Consider the following 20023-nt stretch of genomic DNA (forward strand, 5'->3'; position numbering starts at 1 on the left):
CGCCCTGCTGCCGCGCCCTGCTGCCGCGCCCTGCTGCGACAGCGTATGTCACCGTCCCACCACCATCACGTAGGAGTTTATTGCGAGTTGCTAGCAATTGCGATTTATGAGCAGAATGTGGTGTTTTCTCAGCACGATCGACCGTCCGCTCGCCTCCGGAGACCACCATGAGAAGGCTGCTCGTCCTTGCGACGGCTCTGACACTGACCGCCTGCGGGCAGGCGCCGGCCGTCCAGGAGGCCGCCCGGGAGACCGTCGAACAGAACGGGCAGGCGGCGCAGGCCGGGTTCCCGGTGACGGTCGAGAACTGCGGGCGTGAGCTCACCTTCGACCGCCCGCCGTCCAAGGTGGTGACCGGCTACCACCCCGCCTTGGAGACCCTGCTCGCCCTCGGCCTGGGCGACCGGATCGCCGGGCGCACGTTCTTCGGTGAGAGCGCGTTCCTGCCGGGGCAGCAGGAGCAGTACGACAAGATCCCGCAGATCAGCGAGACGATCATGCTGCCGCAGAAGGAGGTCATGCTCGCCCAGGGCACGGACTTCGTCCTGGACAACGCGATGGCGAGCTTCGACGCCGCCGGCGGGTACGCCACCGTGGAGGAGCTGGACGCGGCCGGCTCCCCGGTCTACATCCTGGGCGGCTGGTGCAGCCCCGAGGAGGTGCTGCGGTTCACCCTCGACGACACCTTCACCGACCTGCGCAACCTCGGCCGGATCTTCGGCGTCCCCAACCGGGCGGAGAAGCTGGTCACCGAGTTGCAAGGACGGCTCGCCGACGTCAAGAAGCGCGTCGAGGGCCGTACGCCGGTCAAGGTGCTGGCCACCGACGGCGGCAAGGGCCCGGTCAACGCCTACGGCGGCGCCGGCGTCACGAACCAGATGATCACCATGGCGGGCGGCGTGAACGTGCTGGCCGGGGTCAAGGCCGACTACACCGAGGTGAGCGCCGAGGAGGTCAGCGCGTCCCAGCCGGAGGCGCTGCTGGTCAGCGACTACGCCACGCTGCGCGGCGAGGACACGCCGAGCTCGCCGGCGAAGGCCGAGGAGGCGTTCGCCATCGCCAGGAACAGCCCCGCGGCCAAGGAGCGGCGCTACCTCGCCCTGCCCGTGGCGGCCCAGCATCCCGGCTACCGCAACCTCCTGGCCGTCGCCGACCTCGCCCGGTTCCTGCACCCGGACGCCTTCGCGCAGTGACCGGCACCACCACGCGGAGCCCGGCGCCGGCCGGGCCCGTCCTCCGTGACCGGCGGGCGAGCCGGTTCGTCCTGCTCGTCGTCGCGCTCGCCGTCGCCGCCGTCGCCTCGACCTGGCTCGCGGTGAGCATCGGCGCGGTGCCGGTCGCCCTGCCCCAGGCGTGGGGCATCGTGGCCGACCGGCTGGTGCCCGGCGCGGTGCCGCGTACGTGGACGCCGGTCCAGGAGCAGATCATCTGGGAGTTCCGGCTGCCGCGCGCGCTGCTGGCGCTGCTGGTCGGGGCCGGGCTGGCGGTGGTCGGGGCGGTGCTGCAGGCGCTGGTGCGCAATCCCCTCGCCGACCCGTTCCTGCTCGGCGTCTCCTCGGGGGCGTCGTTCGGGGCGGTGCTCGTGCTGATCCTGGGGGCCTCGGCGCTCGGCGGGCTGTCGTTGTCGGCCGCCGCCTTCGCCGGGTCGCTGCTGGCGCTCGGGCTCGTGTACGTGCTGGCGCAGCGGGCCGGGCGGCTCACGCCGTCGCGGCTGGTGCTGGCCGGGGTGGCGCTGGCGTACCTGTTCCAGGCCGCCTACAGCTTCGTGCTGCAACTGGCGCAGAGCGGGCGAGCCGCGCAGCAGGTGCTCTTCTGGCTGATGGGCAGCCTCGGCGGGGCCCGCTGGCACCTGCTGCCGCTGCCCGCCGTGGTGCTCGTCGTCGGGGTGGCGTACCTGCTGGTGCAGCACCGTCCGCTGAACGCGCTGGCCGCCGGGGAGGAGACGGCCGTCTCGCTCGGCGTGAACGTCAACCGGTTCCGCCTGACCCTGTTCGTGCTGACCTCGCTGCTGGTCGGCGTGATGGTGGCCACCAGCGGCGCGATCGCGTTCGTCGGGCTGATCGTGCCGCACGCCGCGCGCCTGCTCGTCGGGGCCGACCACCGCCGGGTGCTGCCGGTGACGGCCCTGCTCGGGGCCGTGTTCCTGCAGCTCGTGGACATCGCGGCGCGGACCGTCAACGCGCCGCAGGAGCTGGCGCTGAGCATCGTCACCGCGCTGTTCGGCGTGCCGTTCTTCCTGTGGCTGCTGCGCCGCCGTTCTGTGGACCGGGCGGTGACCGTCGGATGAGGCTCGACCTGAGAGGGGTGGCCGTCACGCTGGACGGGCACCCGATCGTGCGCGAGGCCGGCCTGGAGGTTGCCGACGGCGAGCTGGTCGGCCTGGTCGGGCCGAACGGCTGCGGCAAGTCCACCCTGCTCCGCGCCGTCTACCGGGCCCTGCGCCCGTCCGCCGGGCTCATCGCCGTGGACGGCGACGACGTGCACCGGCTGCCGGCCCGTGAGGCCGCCCGGCGTACCGCCGTCCTCGCCCAGGAGATCCCGGCCGACCTGGACTTCACGGTGGCGGAGATCGTCGCGATGGGCCGTACGCCCTATAAGGCGGACGCCGCCGCCGACGCGGCGGTGTGCGGCCGCGCGCTGGAGCGGGTCGGCCTGAGCGGGGCCGCCGGCCGGATCTTCGCCACCCTGTCCGGCGGCGAGAAACAGCGGGTCCTGCTCGCCCGCGCCCTCGCCCAGCAGACGCGCCTGCTCCTGCTCGACGAGCCCACCAGCCACCTCGACATCCGCCACCAGCTCGAACTCCTGCACCTGATCCGCGAGCTGGGGATCGCCACCCTGGCCGTGCTGCACGACCTCAACCAGGCCGCCGCCTTCTGCGACCGCCTCTACGTCATGAACGCGGGCCGCGTCGTGGCCGGCGGCCCGCCGAGCGAGGTCCTCACCCCCGGCCTGATCTCCGAGGTGTACGGGGTGCGCGCGGTGCGCCGTACCCAGCTCGTCTTCGAGCGGCTCCACGAGGAGCGATGATCGCGGGCGGCGGTAAGATCAACTGGTGACGGTTCACGGCCGAAGCGCCTTCATCATCGGCGGCACGGGCCAGATCGGCCGGGCCACCGCCGCCCGGCTGGCCGCGGCCGGTTACGCGGTCACCCTCGGTCAGCGCCGGCTCCGCCCGGACGCCGCCGCGCCGCCGGGAGCGCGGTCCGTACAGATCGACCGGGCCGACACCGAGGCGCTGCTCGCCGCCCTCGACGGCCACGACCTGGTGGTGGACACGGTCGCGTTCACCCCCTACCACGGCGCGCAGCTCGCCCGGCTGGCCGGCCGGGTCGGCTCCCTGGTCGTCATCTCGTCGGGGGCGGTCTATCAGGCTCCCGGCCTGCCGGTGCCGATCCCGGAGACGTGGCCGACGATCGAGCGCGAGGCCCACGACTACCCGGCGGGGAAGGCGGCGCTGGAGCGCCTGCTGCTGGCGACGCCCGACCTGCCGGTCAGCGTCCTGCGTACGGGCGTGCTGCACGGCCCCCACGGCACGTCGCTGGACCACTGGTGGTTCATCAAGCGGGCGCTGGACAGGCGGCCGTACGTCGTGATCGCCCAGGACGGCCGGAGCCGGTTCCCCACGACGGCGGTCGCGAACGTCGCCGAGCTGATCCGCCTGTGCGGCGAGCGGCCCGCGGCCCGGGTGCTCAACATCGCCGACGACCCGCTGACCGTCGCCGAGATCGCCGCCAGGACCTTCGCCGTCATGGGCCACGAGGCGGAGATCGTCACCTTCGCCGGCCCGTCACGCCCCGACGGCCTGGGCTTCCATCCGTGGAACGTGGCCGAGCCGATCGTGTTCGACACCCAGCGGGCCCGCGCCGAGCTCGGCTACTCCCCCGCCCTCTCCTACGACGACGCGCTGCGCCAGGACGTCGAATGGGCCGTGCCCGCCGTACGCGCGGCCGAGGCGGCCGGCGGCGGCTGGCCGGACGTCTTCCCCGACCTGGTCGAACGGCACGGCCCCGACGTCTGGTTCCCGTACGCGGCCGAGGACGCCTACCTCGCCGGCCCTACCAGGTGACCGGCATCGCGTGCGGCCCGAAGAACGGGGCGTCGTACGCGAACGGCACCTCCTCGAACCCGACCGCGAGACGCAGCTCCGGCAGCCGGGTCACCAGCGTGCCGAGGGCGACCCGCAGCTCGGCGCGGGCCAGGTTCGCGCCGACGCACTGATGCACCCCGTGGCCGAAGGCGAGGTGGTGGTGGGCGGACCGGCGGATGTCGAACGTGTCCGGGCGCTCGAACGCCCGCTCGTCCCGGTTCGCGGAGGCCGCCAGCACCGTCAGGCGGTCGCCGGCCCGGATCCGCGCCGAGCCGATCTCCAGGTCGGCGGTCGCGACCCGGTCGAAGCTGACCCAGTCCTGCACCGAGTGGAAGCGCAGCAGCTCCTCGACCGCGCCCGGCAGCAGGCCGGGGTCGGCGCGCAGCGCGGCCAGCTGTTCCGGGTGCCGCAGCAGCGTGAGCACGCCCAGGGAGATCGTGTTCGCCGGCGAGTCGTAACCGGCGAGCAGCATCAGGAAACCCATGTTGACCAGCTCGTCGGCGGTCAGCTCGCCGGTGGGCAGGTGCCGGGCGGCCAGTCGGCGGATGATGCCGTGGCGCGGCTCCCGTTCGGCGTCGCGGATCAGGTCGCGCAGGTAGCCGCGCACGTCCCTGGACGCCTCGGCGGCGACGCTCGGGTCCATGCTCGTCACCGACAACATCCGCAGCCGTGACTCGAAGAAGCCGTGGTCGGCGGGCGGGACGCCGAACAGCTCGCAGAGGACGCGGGCCGGGACCCGGCGCGCGTACCCGGCGACGAGGTCGGCGGGCGGCCCGGCCGCCAGCAGCTCGTCGATCGCCGCGTCGGCGATCCGCTGGAGGGCGGGCCGCAGGGCGGTCATCGGGCGGACGCCGAGCTCCGGGATCAGCACCCGGCGGAACCGGGTGTGCTCCGGCGGGTCCAGGTCCACGAAGAAGCCGTCGTCGGGACGGTCGTCGTCGGGGCCACGCGGGCGTTCCGGGCGGCCGGTGGCCGAGCTGATCCGCGGGTCGCTGAGGAGTTGCCGCGCCTCGGCGTGGCGGGTGACCGCCCATACCAGCGCGCCGTTGGGGAGGGCGGCCCGGACGACGGGGGCGGTGGCCCGCATCCGCGCGTACGCGTCGGGCGGCGCGAGTGGGCAGCTCCGCGCCATCGGGAACGCCGGCGTCGGGGCCGGCGTCGGGGCCGGGGCCGGGGCCGGCGTCGGGGCCGGGGCCTGCTCGGCGGCGCTCACCGCGCTCCCCCGCCGGGCTCGGCGGCGCTGACCGCTTCCCCACCGGACAGCACCCCGGCGATGTGGCCGGCCACGGCGGCGACGGTCGGCTGCGCCCACAGCAGCGTCGCCGGCAGCGAGCACCGGAACCGCTGCTCCAGCCGCCGCCGGACGACCACGGTCATCACCGAGTCGAGCCCCTGCTCGATGAGCGGCCGGTGCGGTTCGAGGTCGGTGGGGGCGAGCCGCATCTCCTTGGCGATCTGCGCGCCGACCTCCTCGACGAGGAAGGTACGCAGCTCCTCCGGCTCCAGGTGGGCGAACGAGTCGGCGGGCCGCTCACCCTGCGCGCCGCCGCTTCCGGCGGGGGCGGGCGCGTCGATCACGGGGTAACGCAGGCCCGTCAGCCTGCCGACGACCGTGCCGGCGTCGTCGATGATCCGTACCTGTGCCGTGTCGGCCTGCTCGTCGTCGAGCAGCACCTCGATGGTGACCGGGCCGTCCGGCGCGCCCGAGGTGACCAGCCGGTCGATCCTGGTCACCATGCGCAGCAGCGGGTCGCCGGGGAACACGCTCGGCGCGACCGACATGGCCGCGTCCAGGACGGGCGTCCACGGCGAGGCCCCGGACGGGACCGGGCCGCAGCGGACGCGGGCGCGCACCGCGCCGTCCCCGAGCCGCAGCTCCTCGACCTTCCAGTCGAACCCCGTGTCCGGTACGCCGACCGCGGCCAGCCGGGAGATGACCAGGCCGGGATCGGCAGGGGCGAGCGGCCGCGGCCGGGGCTCGGGTGGCACCGTCGGCGCGGCGGGGATCGCGGCGGTGGCGATGAGCTGCCAGGCGGCGTCCTGCTCGCCCGCGAGCCTGGCGGCCAGCCGCAGCTCGGCGCCCTGGCGGACGACCTGGATCTCGCGGCGGTCGGCGGTCAGCAGCGGAGCCGACATGGTCACGCCGGACAGCTCCTCGCCACCGGCGGCGGCCAGGAACGTCGCCGTGAGCACCGCGGCCGGCACGATCTCCACGCCCTCGATCGCGTGGCTGCCGGGATAGGGCCGGGTGTGGTCGTCGAGGACGGTACGCCACAGCCGGACGTCCGTACCGGCGAGATCGACGTGGTCGCCGAGCAGCGTGTGCGTGTCCGGCTCGTGGCCCCGGCCGCCGGTGTCGGGCGGCGACGACGGACGCCAGTGGGTGCGCCGCTGCCACGGGTACGCCGGGAGCGTGACCGGCCCGCCGGCGGGCTGCAGGCGGCGCCAGTCCACGTCGAGCCCGGCGCAGTGCGCGGCGGCGATGGCGGTGAGCAGGGCGGTCCGGCCGGGCCGGTTGCGGCGCAGCGACCCGCCCACGAAGACGTCCTCGTACCCGCCGTCGCCCAGCGTCTCCAGCACCGAGTGCGTGACGACCGGGTGCGCGGAGATCTCGATGAACGCGCGGTAGCCGTCGGCTGCGGCGGCTCCGACCGCGCCCGCGAGGCGTACCGGCCGGCGCAGGTTGGCCGCCCAGTACGCGCCGTCGAAGCCGGGCCTCCCCCGCGGGTCGTCCAGCGCCGTCGAGTAGACGGCGATGCCGGGGACGCCGGGCGTCAGGCCGGCCGCGGCGGCGGTCAGGTCCGGCATGAGCGGGTCCATCTGGGGTCCGTGGAAGGCGACGTCCGAGGCGACCCGGCGGGCCGGGATGCCCTCCTCCAGCCAGCCGGTCAGCACCTCGGCGACGGCGTCGGGCTCGCCGGAGACGACCGTGGACCCGGGCGACGACGCGATCGCGGCGACCACGCCCCGATGGCCTTCGAGCCGCCGTTCCGCCTCGGCGAACGGAAGCTGCACCATGGCCATCGCGCCCCGCCCCGCGACCCGGCGCAGCAGGCGGGAGCGGCGGCAGATCAGCCGGGCGCCGTCGAGGCGGCTCAGCGCGCCGGCCGTCACCGCGGCGGCGATCTCGCCGACGGAGTGGCCGATCACCGCGTGGGGGCGCACGCCGTACGCGCGCCAGACCTCGACCAGGCCGACCTGCATCGCGAAGATCATGGTCTGGACCCGGTCGACCTCGGTGAGCTCGCCCTCGCTCAGCGCCTCGCGCGGCGAGAACCCGATCTCCTCGGCGAACACCGGCTCCAGCTCGTCGATCACGGCGGCGAACGCCGGCTCGGCGGCCAGCAGGTCCCGGCCCATCCCGGCCCACTGCGAGCCGTGCCCGGAGAAGACGAACACCGGCCCGGGGCCGGGGTCGGCGAGCGGCCGTCCCGTGGCCACGGCGTCGTGCGGGGTGCCGGCCGCGAGGTTGCGCAGCCCGGCGGCCAGCGCGGTCTCGTTCTCGGCGACGACCACCGCGCGGTGCGACAGGTGGGTACGGCGCAGCGCGAGCGTGTGCCCGAGATCGGCGGGCGGCACCTGTCCGACTACGCCGGCCAGGTCGGCCGCGGCCTGTCGCAGGGCCGGTCGTGATGCGGCGGACATCGGGAACAGGCTTCCTGCGGCTCCCTCGGCGGGTGGGGGCGCCGGGGGTCCCTGTTCGAGGACCACGTGGGCGACGGTCCCGCCGTAGCCGAAGGCGGAGACGGCGGCCCGGCGCGGGTGCGCGGCCTCGGGCCAGGGCGTCGGCCGGTCGGCGACGCGCAGCCCGGCGGCGGCCCAGTCGACGGCTGGGGTGGGGGTGTCCAGCCGGCTCGGCGGGATCTCGCCGCGCTGCACCGCGAGGACGGCCTTGACCAGGCCGGCGACGCCGGCGGCGCCCTCCAGGTGGCCGATGTTGGACTTGGCCGAGCCGATCAGGCACGGCCGCTCCCGGCCGGTTCCGTAGACGGCGGCGAGCGCGGCGGCCTCCAGGGGGTCGCCGACCGCGGTGCCGGTGCCATGCGCCTCGACGTAGCCGACGGTGCCGGGCTCGACGCCGGCCTGCCGCAGCGCGCGGCGCATGACGTGCTCCTGCGCCTGGCCGCACGGCGCCATGATGCCGGCGGTGTGGCCGTCCTGGTTGACGGCGCTGCCGAGGATGGTGGCGAGCACGACGTCCCCGTCCCGTACGGCGTCGCTCAGCCGCTTGAGCACCACGACCGCGGCGCCCTCGCCCCGGCCGTAGCCGTCGGCGGCGGCGTCGAACGACTTGCTCCGCCCGTCCGGCGCGAGGGTGCCCGCCGCGTCCAGGGTCAGCGTCTCGCCCGGCGACAGGATGAGGTTGACGCCGCCCGCCAGCGCCAGGTCGGTCTCCCCCGACCGCAGCGCCTGCACGGCCAGGTGCACGGCGACGAGGGACGCCGAGCACGCCGTGTCCACGGCCATGCTGGGGCCGCGCAGGTCCAGCGCGTACGACACCCGGTTGGCGACCGCGCAGGTGGCGGCGCCGATCCCGGTCCACGCCTCGATGTCGGGCAGGTCCTCGAGCAGCCGGTGCCCGTAGTCGCCGGTGCACACGCCGACGTACACGCCCGCGTCCGTGCCGGCCAGCGCGCCGGCCGGGGTCCCCGCGTGCTCCAGCGCCTCCCACGCGGTCTCCATCACCAGGCGCTGCTGCGGGTCCATCAGCTCCGCCTCGCGCGGGGAGAGCCCGAAGAACTCCGCGTCGAAGTCCGCCACCCCGTCGAGGAAGTGGCCGTACGGCACCGCGCGGCGGGCCGCCGCCGCGTAGGACGGGCCGCGGTCGGCGTAGGAGCGCCAGCGGTCGGCGGGCGCGGGCCCGCTCGTGTCCCGTCCCTCGCACAGCAGGTTCCAGTACCGCTCCGGCGAGTCGGCGCCGCCGGGCAGCCGGCAGCCGATCCCGATCACCGCGATGGCCTCGAACTGTCGCTCCGTCACGCGTCCCCTCCCCGAGCCCGCGACCACGCGGGCGACTCCAGAATCTCCACGACGGCGGCCGAGATGGTCACGCCGGGGCCGTAGGCGAACATCAGCAGGTGGTCGCCGGGGCCGAGCTCGCCGCCGCGGACCAGGTGTTCCAGGGCGAGGATCTGGTCGCTCGCCCCGCAGTGGCCGATGGTGCGGCCGAAGTCCCAGGTCGAGCGGGACGCCGGGATGCCCAGCCGGTGCTCGCAGATCTGGTCGGCGATCTCCTGTGAGGTGTTCATGCAGGTCAGCCGGGTCACGTCGGCCGCCTTGACGCCCGCCTGCGACAGGGCGCGGTCGATCACCTCGACCATGCGCTCGTCCAGGGTCACCAGCACCATGGTCCCTTCGCCGCCGGCGACCGCGCGGCGGCGGAAGGTGTCGTTGTGGGCGGCGAAGTCCAGCGCGCGGCCCTCGGTGACGCCCGGCGGGAACAGCGGTTCGGCGCAGCGGTGCATCTCCTCGGCCTTCGACACCGACACCGAGCACACCGAGGCCAGCCGGGCGAACCCCGGCTCGGTGTCGAGGACGAGGGCGCTGCCCGCGTCGCCGGCGATCGCGCCGGGCAGCATCCGCCAGCGGTCGGCCAGCGGCGTGCCGTAGTTGTCGGCGGCGACCAGCAGGGCCGCCTGCCGTCCCGGCTCGGCCCGCAGGTAGCTCGCGGCCAGCTCCAGGGCCGCGAACATGCCGTTGCAGCCCTGCTTGAGCTGGGTCGACAGGACGCCGTCGCCGACCAGGTGGCGCTGCACGTACGCCTGCGGCGGCCAGCCCTCCGGGCCCTGGTGCCAGGTCGAGGTGTAGAGGAGCAGGTCCAGGTCGGTGGGCGAGCGGCCGCTGCGCGCCACCGCCGTACGGGCCGCGCGGAGCGCCATCTCCGGCGCGGGCACGTCGCCGGCCACCGCGACCGAGGCGATCCCGTGCAGTTCGGCCTCCTCGGCCGGGTACCAGCCGGCCGCCACCGCGTGATCCACGTCCACGGTGCCGGGCAGGTACGACCCGACGCCGCTGATGTACATGTCCGCCGTCTCCATGACGCCTCCTGGCTCGTTCGGAACAGGTCGGTGCGGCCCCTCCTCAGGAGGCGTACTCGGGAGGGATGTCCAGGATCCGCAGCACGGCGCAGGCCAGGGTGGTGCCGGCGCCGAACCCGAGGAGCAGCATGTGGTCGCGGGGGGCCAGCGCGCCGGTGGCGAGCAGGTGGTCGAGGGCCACGAACTGGTCGCCGACCCCCAGGTGGCCGACGCCGGCGCCGTACTCCCAGGTGGTGTCGGCCAGGGTCAGCCCGAACCAGTTGACGCCCCGGTGCTCCACGTCGTCGCGGCGTACGTGGGGGAAGGCGACCCGCGCCACGTCGTCGAGCGTGAGCCCGGCCTCCTTGAGCGTGCGGTCGGCCAGCTCCAGCATCGCCGTCTGGATCGCCAGCATCACCTGGGCACCGTCGCCGTGCAACAGGCGGTTGCGGAACTCCCGGTTGCGTGCGGCGAAGTCCAGCGGCCGGCCCACGGTCGCGTCCGGCGGGAACATCGGCACGCCGCCGTCGTTGACGGCCTCGGCCTCCGGCACCACGCGTACGTTGACCGACAGCAGCTCGGCGAACCCGGTGTCGGTGGTGAGCAGCAGCGCGCAGCCGGCGTCGCCCATCACGGTGCCCTCGATCATCCGCCACCGGTCGACCAGCGGCGTGCCGTGGTTGTCGGCGCCGACGAGCAGCGCGCTGCCGCCGGGACGCAGGTATCCGGCGGCGAGCTGGAGCGCGTTGAACAGGCCGCAGCAGCCCTGCCGCAGCTCGACGGCCGGGACGTGCCCGCCGGTCAGGTGCTGCTGGAGGTAGTACTGCGGGGCCCAGCCCTCGGGGCCCTGGTGCCAGACGTCGCAGTACAGCAGAAGGTCGAGGTCGTGCGGCGACAGCCCGCCGGAGCGCTCGAACGCCTGCCGGGCGGCGCGCAGGCCGAGCTCGGGCGCGGGCACGTCGCCCGCCACGGCCGCGCCTCTGAGCTGGAAGTGCTCCACCTCGGCGGCCGGGTAACGGCCCTCGGCGACGGCCGTCTCGATGCCGACCACGGGCGGCAGGTGGACGCCGATGCTGCGCAGGTACGTGCCGGAAGTACGCATCAAGCCTTTCCTCGGAGCAGCAGCATCGGGTCGTCCAGCTCGTACAGGCCGCACATCGGCGGGCAGGGCTCGTAGCCGAGGAGCCGCTGGACGTCCTCGGGGTAGCCGCGGACCACGTCCAGCGGTATGGACAGGTACTGGTTCTCCTCCTGGCGGAGGTTGCCGAGGTCCAGGGCGTACGACAGGCCGGTACGCGGCCCGTCCGAGTGGTTGGCGCCGGCCCCGTGGTAGGTGCTGCCGAGCCAGAGCAGCGCGGACCCGGCGCGCATCTCGGCGGGCACCGCCTCGTCCTCGCGCGGCCCTCGCTCGTCGTCCCAGCGGTGGCTGCCGGGGATCACCCGGGTGGCGCCGTTGCGCGCGGTGAACTCGCTGGCCGCGATCATGACCTGGACCCGGCTCTCCGGGCCGGGATGTGTGCGCAGGTGGGCGGTGTCGTCCCGGTGCAGCCCCTGGACCGGGACGCCCGGCTGGATCTGGATCGCCCGCGAGATGCCGAGCTGGATCGTCGGGACGAACTCGATGCGCTGCTCGCCGAGCCAGGCGCGGACCGGCCGTTGCAGGAAGTGCCGGGCCGCGCCGAGGAAGTGCGGCTGGCGCAGGACCGTGACCGAGTGCGCGCTGCGGCGGACCAGGCCGGGCAGGATCCGGGTCTTCTCGCCGACCAGCCGACCGTCGCCGTCCGCCGTGCGCTCCAGGTCGGCGCGCAGGTCCGCCCACAGGCCCGCGAGCGTCCCGGGGTCGATGAAGTCCTCGATGATCACTGCTCCGGCGGCTTCGACCGCTTCGATCGCCTCCTCGATCGCGGCCGAGGCGGGCAGGGTGGTCAGGGTCGTCAGGGTGGAATCGCTCATCCCGGCCTCCGCAGGGGGCTGAGTGGTCGGATGGTCCGTACGAGAGGGTCAGGCGGGCGGGCCGAACCACCGTTCGAGCGCGGCGGTCAGCGACGCCCCTCCGGCGGGCGCGCTCCAGGCGACGAAGCCGTCCGGGCGGATCAGCAGGGCGTCCGCCGGAGCCTCGGCGCATTCGGCGGTGACCACGTCCACCCGGTCGGCCCAGGGCTCGGCGAGCGCGCGCAGTCCGGGGTCCGCGCCGAGGTCGAGCAGCAGGGGCCGCCCGCCGCGCTGCAGCTCGGCGAGCCGCGCCGGGCCGTCGGCGCTCTTCAGCCGCAGGTCGGGGCAGAAGCCGCCGGCCAGCGGGCCGGTCAGCGACGGGTCGCCCATGTCGTACGTGATGTGCAGGTCGTCGATCAGCGCGGTCAGGTGCCGGTTCGTGTGCTCGTCGAGCAGCAGCTGGGTGACCAGCCGGCGCAGCGCGTCCACGTGCGGGCCGGGGCGCATGAGCGCGATGGAGGCGCGCTGGACCTCCAGGGTCTGCGCGCCGACCGGGTGGCGTTCGGCGGTGTAGGTGTCGAGCAGGTCCTCGGGGCACCGGCCGCGGGCGACGGCGGCGAGCTTCCAGCCGAGGTTGATCGCGTCGCCGAGGCCGAGCCGCAGGCCGGGCCCGCTCCACTGCGACTGGACGTGGGCCGCGTCGCCGGCCAGCAGGATTCGTCCCTGGCGGTAGGTGGCGGCCTGCCGCTCGTTGTCCGTGAACCGGTTGATCTTGTGGACCTTGGTGACGGTCACGCCGGTGCCGCTGAGCCGGCGCAGCGACTCCTGGAACTCCTCCCGCGTGATGGGCGCGTCCCTGTTCGCCGGGCGGCCGATGAACTCCAGGGTGATGAACCGGGGCGGGCCCTCCTCGTACACCAGGAGCCCGTTGTCCTTGCGGAACCAGCCGGGCAGGTGGAAGTCAGGGTCGTCGATCTCGGCGAAGGCGCGGTAACCGGTCGTGACGCCGTCGGTGCCGGGGAAGGGGATGCCGGCCAGCTTCCTGACCGTGCTGCGGCCGCCGTCGCAGCCGACCAGCCAGTCGGCCTCCAGCGCGTACGGCCCGTCGGGGCCCTCGACGTCGAGCCGTACGCCGTCGCCGTCCTCGGCGAAGCCGGTGAGCGTGTGGCCGCGCCGTACCTCGACGCCGAGCTCGGCGGCCCGCCGGGCCAGCTCCCGCTCCAGCACCTGCTGGGGCACCAGCAGGTCGGGAGATTCCGGGCGGAGCACGAACATGGTGGCGAAGTGCCGCGCGCCGGGGAACGCCTTGGGCTGCAGGCTGTCGGGCCGCCGCTCGCCGAGGGCGATGCGTTCGCGCTCCTCGGGCGTCGGCTGCGCCGGGGTCCCGTCCACCCCGAGCATGAGACCGCGGCGGTCCAGGATGTCGATGGCCCGCCCGGTGATGCCCTCGGCCTTCGGATGTTCCTCCATCTCGGGCAATCGTTCGAGCACCACCACCGGCACACCGTGCAGCGCCACCTCGCAGGCGAGGAAGAGCCCGATCGGTCCACCACCGACTATCGCGACCTGTGTCATGCACACCTCTGCTGAGGGGGTGAGACTGCTGGGGAAATCGTCGGATCACCGGCCGCCAACCGGCGGGAACGGCCGGTGCGCGGTCCTGTTGCTGATGTGTTGACAGGTGACTGTTCTGTCAGCCGATGCCGATGTTAAGTCGATGATCAAAGAATTCCTAGTGGTGGAATTTTCCGTGTTTGTCATGCATAATCCCCTTCGGCCTTGATCAACAGCTCGCAGGGGAGGCCAACCCATGAGCGACGGCCAGACCGCCCAGTCCCTGGAAACCGACCGGCCCACCCCCTTCGACCCGCCCCTCGCGCTGCGGCGCCGCCCCCCGCTCAGCAGGCTGGCCTACCCCGACGGCCACCTCGGCTGGGTGTCCACCGGGTACGCGGAGACCCGCGCCATCCTGGCGGACCCGCGCTTCAGCACCCGGCGTGAGCTGCTGCACCAGCCGGTCGGCGGCGAGCGCGCGACCGAGCGCCCGACGCCCGCCGAGCCGGGCATCTTCCCGCACATGGACCCGCCCGAGCACACGCGCTTCCGCCGCCTGCTCGCCCACCACTTCGGGCCCCGGCGGGTGGCCGGGCTGATGCCCGCGATCCGGCGGCACACCGCCGAGGCGCTCGACGGCATGGCGAGCGGAGGCTCCGCCGACCTCCTCACCGCGTTCGCCATGCCGATCCCGGCGCTCGTCATCTGCGAGATGCTGGGCGTGCCGGTGGAGGACCGGCAGCGCGTGCAGGCGGCCACGGCGGTGATGAACAACCTCGACTCGCGCCCGGATCAGGTCGCCACGGCCGTCATGACGATCACGGGGACGGTGCGCGACGTCCTCGCCCGGCCCGTGGACCCGGCGGAGGGCGGGCTGCTGGCGCACGCCGCGGCGACCGGCGAGCTGAGCGACGAGGAGCTCACCAACCTCGGGATGGTGCTGCTCGCGACGGGCCACCTGCCGACGTCGAGCATGCTCGCGCTCGGGGCGTTCGCGCTGCTGACCGACCCGGCCCAGCGGGCCCTGCTGGCGGCCGACCCGGAGCGGGGGGTCGAGGAGCTGCTGCGGTACCTGTCGGTGCTCCAGTTCGACGTGCGGCGTACCGCGCTGGTCGACGTCGAGATCGGCGGCCAGGTCATCGCGGCCGGGGAGACCGTGGTGCTGGCGCTGCCGGTGGCCAACCGCGACCCCGGGCGCTTCCCCTGCCCGGACGCGCTCGACCTGTCCCGCTCCGCGACCGGGCACCTGGCCTTCGGGCACGGCGTCCACCAGTGTCTCGGGCAGCATCTCGCGCGGGCCGAGCTCCGGGTGGCGCTGACCGCGCTCTTCGCGCGCTTCCCCGACCTGCGCCTGGCGGTGCCGGCGGCCGAGGTGCCGACCCGCGACCGCTCGGCGGTGTACGGCGTGGACCGGCTGCCGGTCACCTGGGGCGCCGGCCGTCACCGATGAGCGGGCGCAGCCGAGCCCTTCAGCACCAGGTCAGGGTGGAGTTGTTGCGGGTGACGTTGCTGATCGTGTTGTTGCTGCCGGTGCACGGGCTCCAGCGGATGCCGGTGTTGCTGACCGTCAGGTTCTGGAACCTGATGCCCGACGACGGCGGGAACTCCGTACGGGCCGCGATCCGGACCTCGCCACCCCCGCTGATCGTGCCCGACACGCCGGCGATGACGACGTTGTAGCAGTTCTCCACCAGGACCGAGTTGTTGCCCGTGCCCGCGATGTCGACCCGGTCGATGGTGGCGCCCCCGCTCTCGGAGACGCAGAAGACGCCCCGGCCGCCGCCGCGGGCCTTGACCGTGCCGACGCGGATGTTGTTCGGGTAGGAGCTGCCGATCCGGCCGTTGCGGTTGGCCATGCGGAAGGCGGCGTACCCGGTGCCGGCGCCGGCGTTGTCGGCGTCCACGGTGCCGACCGTGGCGTTGACGGTCTGGTTGAGCAGCAGCCCGGACTCGCCGACGTTGCGCGCCGTCACGGTGCCGACGGTGAGGCCGTCCACGCCGTACGTCTCCATGGCGTGTGAGCTCGCGCCCTGGACGTACACGTTGTCGACCCGGACGTTGCGGGTCCACTGGCTGGTGTCGCCGCGGTTGTCGATGCGTACGCCGAGCCCTGCTCCGAGCCGCATGTCGAGCTGGCCGAGCCAGACGTTGGTGACGTTGCGCAGGAAGATGCCGTAGACGGGGGTGCCGGTGACGTTGAGATAGGGGACCTCGATGTTCGTGGTGCCGCGGGAGTAGACGGGCGCGTAGTCGCCGGAGCCGGAGCCGGTGACGTTGACGGTGCCGCACACCGACAGTGACGTATAGCTGGGCAGGGAGATCCGGCTGCCGGCGCTCATGGTGCCGTTGCCGCGCACCACGACCCGCTGGATGGAGGTGCGCCCGGCCGTGAGGCTGCCGATGCCGGCCTGGACGGCGGCCCGGAAGTCGGTGCCGCTGTAGACGGTGCCGCCGGCGCTGTCGCGGGCGGTCCAGGTGCTGCCGCTGACCGTCACCTGCGACTGGAAGGTGCCGTCGCCGCACGCGGCGGCGTACGCCGGGGTCACGCCGGGCGCGACCGCGGCTCCGGCGGCGCCCAGCAGCACGGCGAGGGCGGCGGCGATCCGGTGCCGGCGCTTGGGCGAGGGTAACGAGGGGGTGACCGCTGTCATGGCATCCTCCGGTGAGGTGTTTCACGGCAAGTGAGCCGCGCATCACCGCCGAGGCGCGCCTCCGTTCCCAAAAACGTTTAAATAGTGGTGACGCGGGTGTCAAGCGGCCTGTCAGCTTGTTGCAGCGAGCGTGCAGCCCGTGCCGAAGCAGCGGCAGGAGGCGCGGACGCCGGCACCACCGCCACCAGGAAGACGAACCCCAGGGCGCAGCGCGCGGTCAGTGCGAGGCAGTCCACGGAGGCGCCCCTTGCGCGTCGTCGGTCAGGCGGCCGGCCGCCGGTCGCGCCGGCGAAAGAGGCTGCGCGGCAGGAACAGGACGAGCAGCGCCGCCACGACGTGCGCGGCGATGAAGGCGTACGCCTCGGCCTTCGTCGCCGGATGGCCGAGCCGCACGGTGATGTGGTCCGCCCACGCCCACACCTCGGGGATCCCGTCGAGCCGGCGGTTCATCGAGACCGCCACCAGGTCCTCCAGCCCGGACACGTGCAGGATCGACATGGCCGCCCCCGTACGCAGCACGCCCTCCCGCGACCCGCCGCCGATCCGGTACGCCACCAGCAGCGCGACGATGAGGAACGGCACGAACACCACGACGTGCAGGTAGAGGTCTTCGAAGGTGCCCGATCCGTCCTCGATGTCCATCGCCCTGATGAAGGTCGCGGGCACGAAGTACAGCAGGAACCCCAAGAAGAGCGCGGGAAGGGCGATCAGGTGCAGGCGCAGCCGGCGGGCGGTCTCCACGTCCAGCCAGGCGACCGCCACGATGGCGGCCAGTTGCGGGGTGAGCTTCACGAGGAAGCCCCAGAGGGTGGTGATGTCCTGCTCGTACGGCAAGACGAAACGGACCAGCCCGGCCAGTGCGACGGCCACGACGCCCATCACGAGCGTCACCAGGTTGGCTCTGATCACGGTAGGACTCCAAGGATCGGGGCGCCGTGGACGGGGCAGCGTCCGAGCGTGGCGGCGCCGTCGGGCACCACGTCGACCAGGACGGGCCTGCGCCGGCGCAGCGCGGTGACGGCGGGCGTGCCGTCCGCCGTCGTCCGCGCGTGGAAGCGCCGCCACAGCAGGTGAAGGTGGCCGCACCGGGCGCGTGCGGCGTAGTAACCGAGATGCGGGTCATGGGCCAGCTCCGCGTCGCCGTGCAGGCCGGCGCGGATCAGTACGCGGGTCTCGATCCCGGCGAGCGCGGGCAGGAACTCGGCCACGGCGTCGCGCTCGCCGACCAGGACCGCCCGCCCGGCGCCGGCGGCGAGGCGGAGCGCGGGCTCGTTGAGCTCGCGCCGCCGCCGCTCGTTCCTGACCTTGGCGCCCGCGGCCAGCAGCACGCCGTAGCGCCGGAACGGGCCGAGCGCGCGCCGGTCGAGCACCGCCGGGCCCACCTCCAGCACGGGCGCCCGCCCGCGTACGCCGACCGTGCGAAGGGCGGCCCGCAGGTCGGCGGCGGGGCCGATCCACAGGCTGGGCTCCGCGCCCGCGTCGTACGGCTCACCGAACGGGCACAGCCGGTGCAGTTGCCCCGCGAGGTCCGCGCTCGGCGTGGGCTCGGGCGCGCCGAGCTCCCGCCCGGCCCGCACCCACTGGTCCCGGTAGAAGGGCACGCGGGCGAAGGCGGCCCGGACGGCCCGCCGGTAGGCCAGCCGCCACAGGACGCCGGGGAATCCGCCCGGAGCCCGGGCAGCGGACGCGCTAGCGGACATCTACCCTGATCAGCGCGTCGAGGTCGGCCGGCTCGCGGTCCACGACGTACCCCAGCTTGGCCCGGCACTCGGTGTAGGGCACGACGTGGTCGCCGGGCTTGGCCACCACGACCACCTCGGCGCCGTCCGGCAGCGACTCCAGCCCGTCGATGGAGACCAGCGTCCCCTCCGCGGGCGCGCGCAGCACCCGGACGAAGGCGGGAACGCGCCGGGCCGGGGTCAGGCCGGGACGCTCACCGATCGCGAGCCGCACGGTGGCCTCGACCGTGTCCACGCCGTGCATGAGCCCGAGGGCCTCGCCCAGCCCGTTGCCGCCGATCCGCGCGCCCATCTCGACGAGGGTGACCCGCCCGCCGTCCACGAACAGATCGACGTTGAGCGGGCCGTCGCGGTAGCCGAGGTCGCCGCAGACGCGTTCGAGCTGCCGGACGACCTCCTTCTCCAGGACGTCGTCAGCGGGCGCCATGTCGTGGCCGACCGCCACCACCGCGGGCGGCGCGGTGACCCGCCTGCTCAGCCCGAGCAGCGCGATCCTGCCGTCCTGGAGCATGGCCTCGGCGCAGAGGTCCTCGCCGGTCAGCAGCTCCTCGATGACGGCCCGCCCGCTCGGGGAGACCTCCTTCGCGTGCGCGATCGCCGCCGGCAGCTCGCCGGGCTCGCGGCAGATCGTGATGCCGCGCGAGCTGCCGGAGTCCACGGGCTTGACGATGACCGGCAGCGGCGGCCGGAGCCCCGGGTCCGCGTCACCCGCGCAGTGACGGGGTCCGGGCAGGCCGAGCCGTTCGCACACCTCGCGGAAATAGAGCTTGTCCGTCGAGGCGCGCAGCGTCGCGTCCGTCAGGCCGCACGGCAGGCCGAGCAGGCGGGCCAGCTCGACCAGCGACGGGAGGTTGATGTCGCTGCCGGGGGCGAGCAGCCCGGCCAGTCCGTCGCGGTCGCGCAGGGCGGCCGCGACGGCGGGGACGTCGCGGGTGCTGATGTGCAGGAACTCGTCGGCCTCGGCGACGCCGGGCGCGTCCGGCCGCATGTCCACGCAGATGGTGGCCAGGCCCAGCCGCCGGGCGGCGCGGAAGGCACTGACCGTGCCGTCCGAGCCGCCCAGGATGACCAGGCGCCTCATCGCGGCGGGCTCCAGTGCGTGCCGCGGTTCTCGATGAACCAGTCGACGGTCTTGGCCATGCCCTCGGGCAGCGAGACGAGCGTGGCGGGGTCGATGCCGACCGAGCGCAGCGTCTGCGGGTCGGCGGTGACGGCGGTCTCCGGGGTCTCGCCCGGCCGCATGGGCAGGTCCACGATCGGGACGCGGTCGTAGCCGCGGTCCACGCACATGTCGATGATCATCTCGGCGACGGCGCGGATGCTGGTGGACTCGGCGGGGCCGACCTCCACGACGTGCTTGAGCGGGCCCTGCCCGGCCGCGGTCTCCAGCGCGGAGACGAGGCCCCGCGCGACGTCGCCGACCCAGACCATGTCGGAGATCTGGGCGCCGCCGCCGTAGAGCTCGACCGGCATGCCGGACAGCGCGCGGCAGACGACGGCGGGGGTGATCTTGCGGACCTTGCCGGGCGCGAACGGCGGCGCGGCCATCTGCCGCGGTCCGTAGGCGTTGACGACCCTGACCTGGTTGACGCGGGTGCCCCGGTGGGCGTTGAACATGCGCACGAAGCGCTCGACCGCGGTCTTGGAGATGGAGTAGCTGTTGTCCATCCAGTGGTTGCCGACGCAGATGTAGACGCCGGGCAGGTCGTACTGGGCGACGGCTTCGAGGAAGTTGAGGCCGCCGACGAGGTTGGTCTCGGCGGCGGGGCGCGGGTTGTCGATGGTCTCCTGGGTCCCGAGCACGGCCGCCAGGTGGATGATCGCGTCCGCGTGGGCGGCCAGTTCGACCATGGCCGTGGCGTCCCTGATGTCGCCGAGCATGAACTCGTACGTGCCCGTGCCCCGCTGGCGGTGATCGAAGACGATCGGAGTGTGGCCGCGGGCGGCTAACTCCTCGCATACGTACTGCCCGATGAAGCCGTTGCCCCCGGTGACGCCTACTTTCATGGTTTCCCCTGGTGAGTGCCGTGCGCTGCGGTGGTG

16 protein-coding genes are annotated in these 20023 nt (G+C 74.0%); 5 read left to right on the plus strand and 11 right to left on the minus strand.

The features are described 5' to 3' along the window. The first annotated feature begins 167 nt into the window (after positions 1–167). The 4 genes from SMD20_RS16920 to SMD20_RS16935 are packed head-to-tail and all read left to right on the plus strand — an operon-like array spanning position 168 to position 4066. A complete protein-coding gene (locus SMD20_RS16920; RefSeq protein WP_329581711.1) occupies positions 168–1193 on the plus strand; it encodes an ABC transporter substrate-binding protein in 1026 nt (341 codons plus the stop codon). Continuing rightward, complete coding sequence (locus tag SMD20_RS16925) at positions 1190–2287, plus strand: FecCD family ABC transporter permease (protein WP_329581713.1); 1098 nt, start codon at positions 1190–1192, stop codon at positions 2285–2287. Before SMD20_RS16920 ends, SMD20_RS16925 begins: the two co-directional genes overlap by 4 nt. Further along, positions 2284–3027, plus strand: a complete 744-nt coding sequence (locus tag SMD20_RS16930) for an ABC transporter ATP-binding protein (RefSeq protein WP_329581716.1) — start codon at positions 2284–2286, stop codon at positions 3025–3027. Before SMD20_RS16925 ends, SMD20_RS16930 begins: the two co-directional genes overlap by 4 nt. Positions 3028–3052: 25 nt before the next feature. Beyond that, positions 3053–4066 (plus strand): NAD-dependent epimerase/dehydratase family protein, encoded by a 1014-nt coding sequence (locus SMD20_RS16935; protein ID WP_329581719.1) that lies wholly within the window; start codon positions 3053–3055, stop codon positions 4064–4066. On the opposite strand, the gene SMD20_RS16940 is transcribed toward SMD20_RS16935, so the two are convergent. The 6 genes from SMD20_RS16940 to SMD20_RS16965 are packed head-to-tail and all read right to left on the minus strand — an operon-like array spanning position 4056 to position 13611. Beyond that, complete coding sequence (locus SMD20_RS16940; RefSeq protein WP_329581722.1) at positions 4056–5300, minus strand: cytochrome P450; 1245 nt, start codon at positions 5298–5300, stop codon at positions 4056–4058. The two genes, SMD20_RS16935 and SMD20_RS16940, sit on opposite strands and share 11 nt — an antisense overlap. Then, entirely contained in the window at positions 5297–9067 is a 3771-nt protein-coding gene (locus tag SMD20_RS16945) for a type I polyketide synthase (RefSeq protein ID WP_329581725.1), read from the minus strand. Before SMD20_RS16945 ends, SMD20_RS16940 begins: the two co-directional genes overlap by 4 nt. Then, positions 9064–10125: a ketoacyl-ACP synthase III family protein gene (locus tag SMD20_RS16950; RefSeq protein ID WP_329581728.1), complete on the minus strand. Its 1062-nt coding sequence runs from the start codon at positions 10123–10125 to the stop codon at positions 9064–9066. Before SMD20_RS16950 ends, SMD20_RS16945 begins: the two co-directional genes overlap by 4 nt. A gap of 43 nt (positions 10126–10168) precedes the next feature. After that, the gene (locus SMD20_RS16955; RefSeq protein WP_329581731.1) at positions 10169–11206 is read right to left on the minus strand and encodes a ketoacyl-ACP synthase III family protein; all 1038 of its coding nucleotides are present in this window, start codon (positions 11204–11206) and stop codon (positions 10169–10171) included. Then, positions 11206–12057 (minus strand): phytanoyl-CoA dioxygenase family protein, encoded by an 852-nt coding sequence (locus SMD20_RS16960; protein ID WP_329581732.1) that lies wholly within the window; start codon positions 12055–12057, stop codon positions 11206–11208. The genes SMD20_RS16955 and SMD20_RS16960 overlap by 1 nt, the downstream gene beginning before the upstream one ends. A 48-nt stretch (positions 12058–12105) precedes the next feature. Continuing rightward, a complete protein-coding gene (locus SMD20_RS16965; RefSeq protein WP_329581736.1) occupies positions 12106–13611 on the minus strand; it encodes an FAD-dependent monooxygenase in 1506 nt (501 codons plus the stop codon). 235 nt (positions 13612–13846) lie between these two features. Here SMD20_RS16965 and SMD20_RS16970 point away from each other — a divergent pair, with 235 nt between their 5' ends. Then, positions 13847–15040, plus strand: coding sequence for a cytochrome P450 (locus SMD20_RS16970; protein WP_329581739.1), 1194 nt, complete (start codon positions 13847–13849; stop codon positions 15038–15040). A 19-nt stretch (positions 15041–15059) separates the two neighbouring features. Here the strand turns inward: SMD20_RS16970 and SMD20_RS16975 are convergent, their stop codons facing one another. The 5 genes from SMD20_RS16975 to SMD20_RS16995 form a co-directional block, all read right to left on the minus strand. Further along, entirely contained in the window at positions 15060–16241 is a 1182-nt protein-coding gene (locus SMD20_RS16975; RefSeq protein ID WP_329581741.1) for a hypothetical protein, read from the minus strand. 261 nt (positions 16242–16502) lie between these two features. Then, positions 16503–17150: a hypothetical protein gene (locus tag SMD20_RS16980; protein WP_329581744.1), complete on the minus strand. Its 648-nt coding sequence runs from the start codon at positions 17148–17150 to the stop codon at positions 16503–16505. Further along, the gene (locus SMD20_RS16985; RefSeq protein WP_329581746.1) at positions 17147–17941 is read right to left on the minus strand and encodes a hypothetical protein; all 795 of its coding nucleotides are present in this window, start codon (positions 17939–17941) and stop codon (positions 17147–17149) included. The genes SMD20_RS16980 and SMD20_RS16985 overlap by 4 nt, the downstream gene beginning before the upstream one ends. Next, on the minus strand, positions 17931–19061 hold the full coding sequence (locus SMD20_RS16990) for an ATP-grasp domain-containing protein (protein ID WP_329581749.1): 1131 nt from the start codon (positions 19059–19061) through the stop codon (positions 17931–17933). The genes SMD20_RS16985 and SMD20_RS16990 overlap by 11 nt, the downstream gene beginning before the upstream one ends. Beyond that, entirely contained in the window at positions 19058–19987 is a 930-nt protein-coding gene (locus SMD20_RS16995; protein WP_329581752.1) for an NAD-dependent epimerase/dehydratase family protein, read from the minus strand. The genes SMD20_RS16990 and SMD20_RS16995 overlap by 4 nt, the downstream gene beginning before the upstream one ends. Positions 19988–20023 lie beyond the last annotated feature (36 nt).

This window comes from Nonomuraea sp. LP-02, from assembly GCF_036289125.1.
GTDB classification, from domain to species: domain Bacteria; phylum Actinomycetota; class Actinomycetes; order Streptosporangiales; family Streptosporangiaceae; genus Nonomuraea; species Nonomuraea bangladeshensis.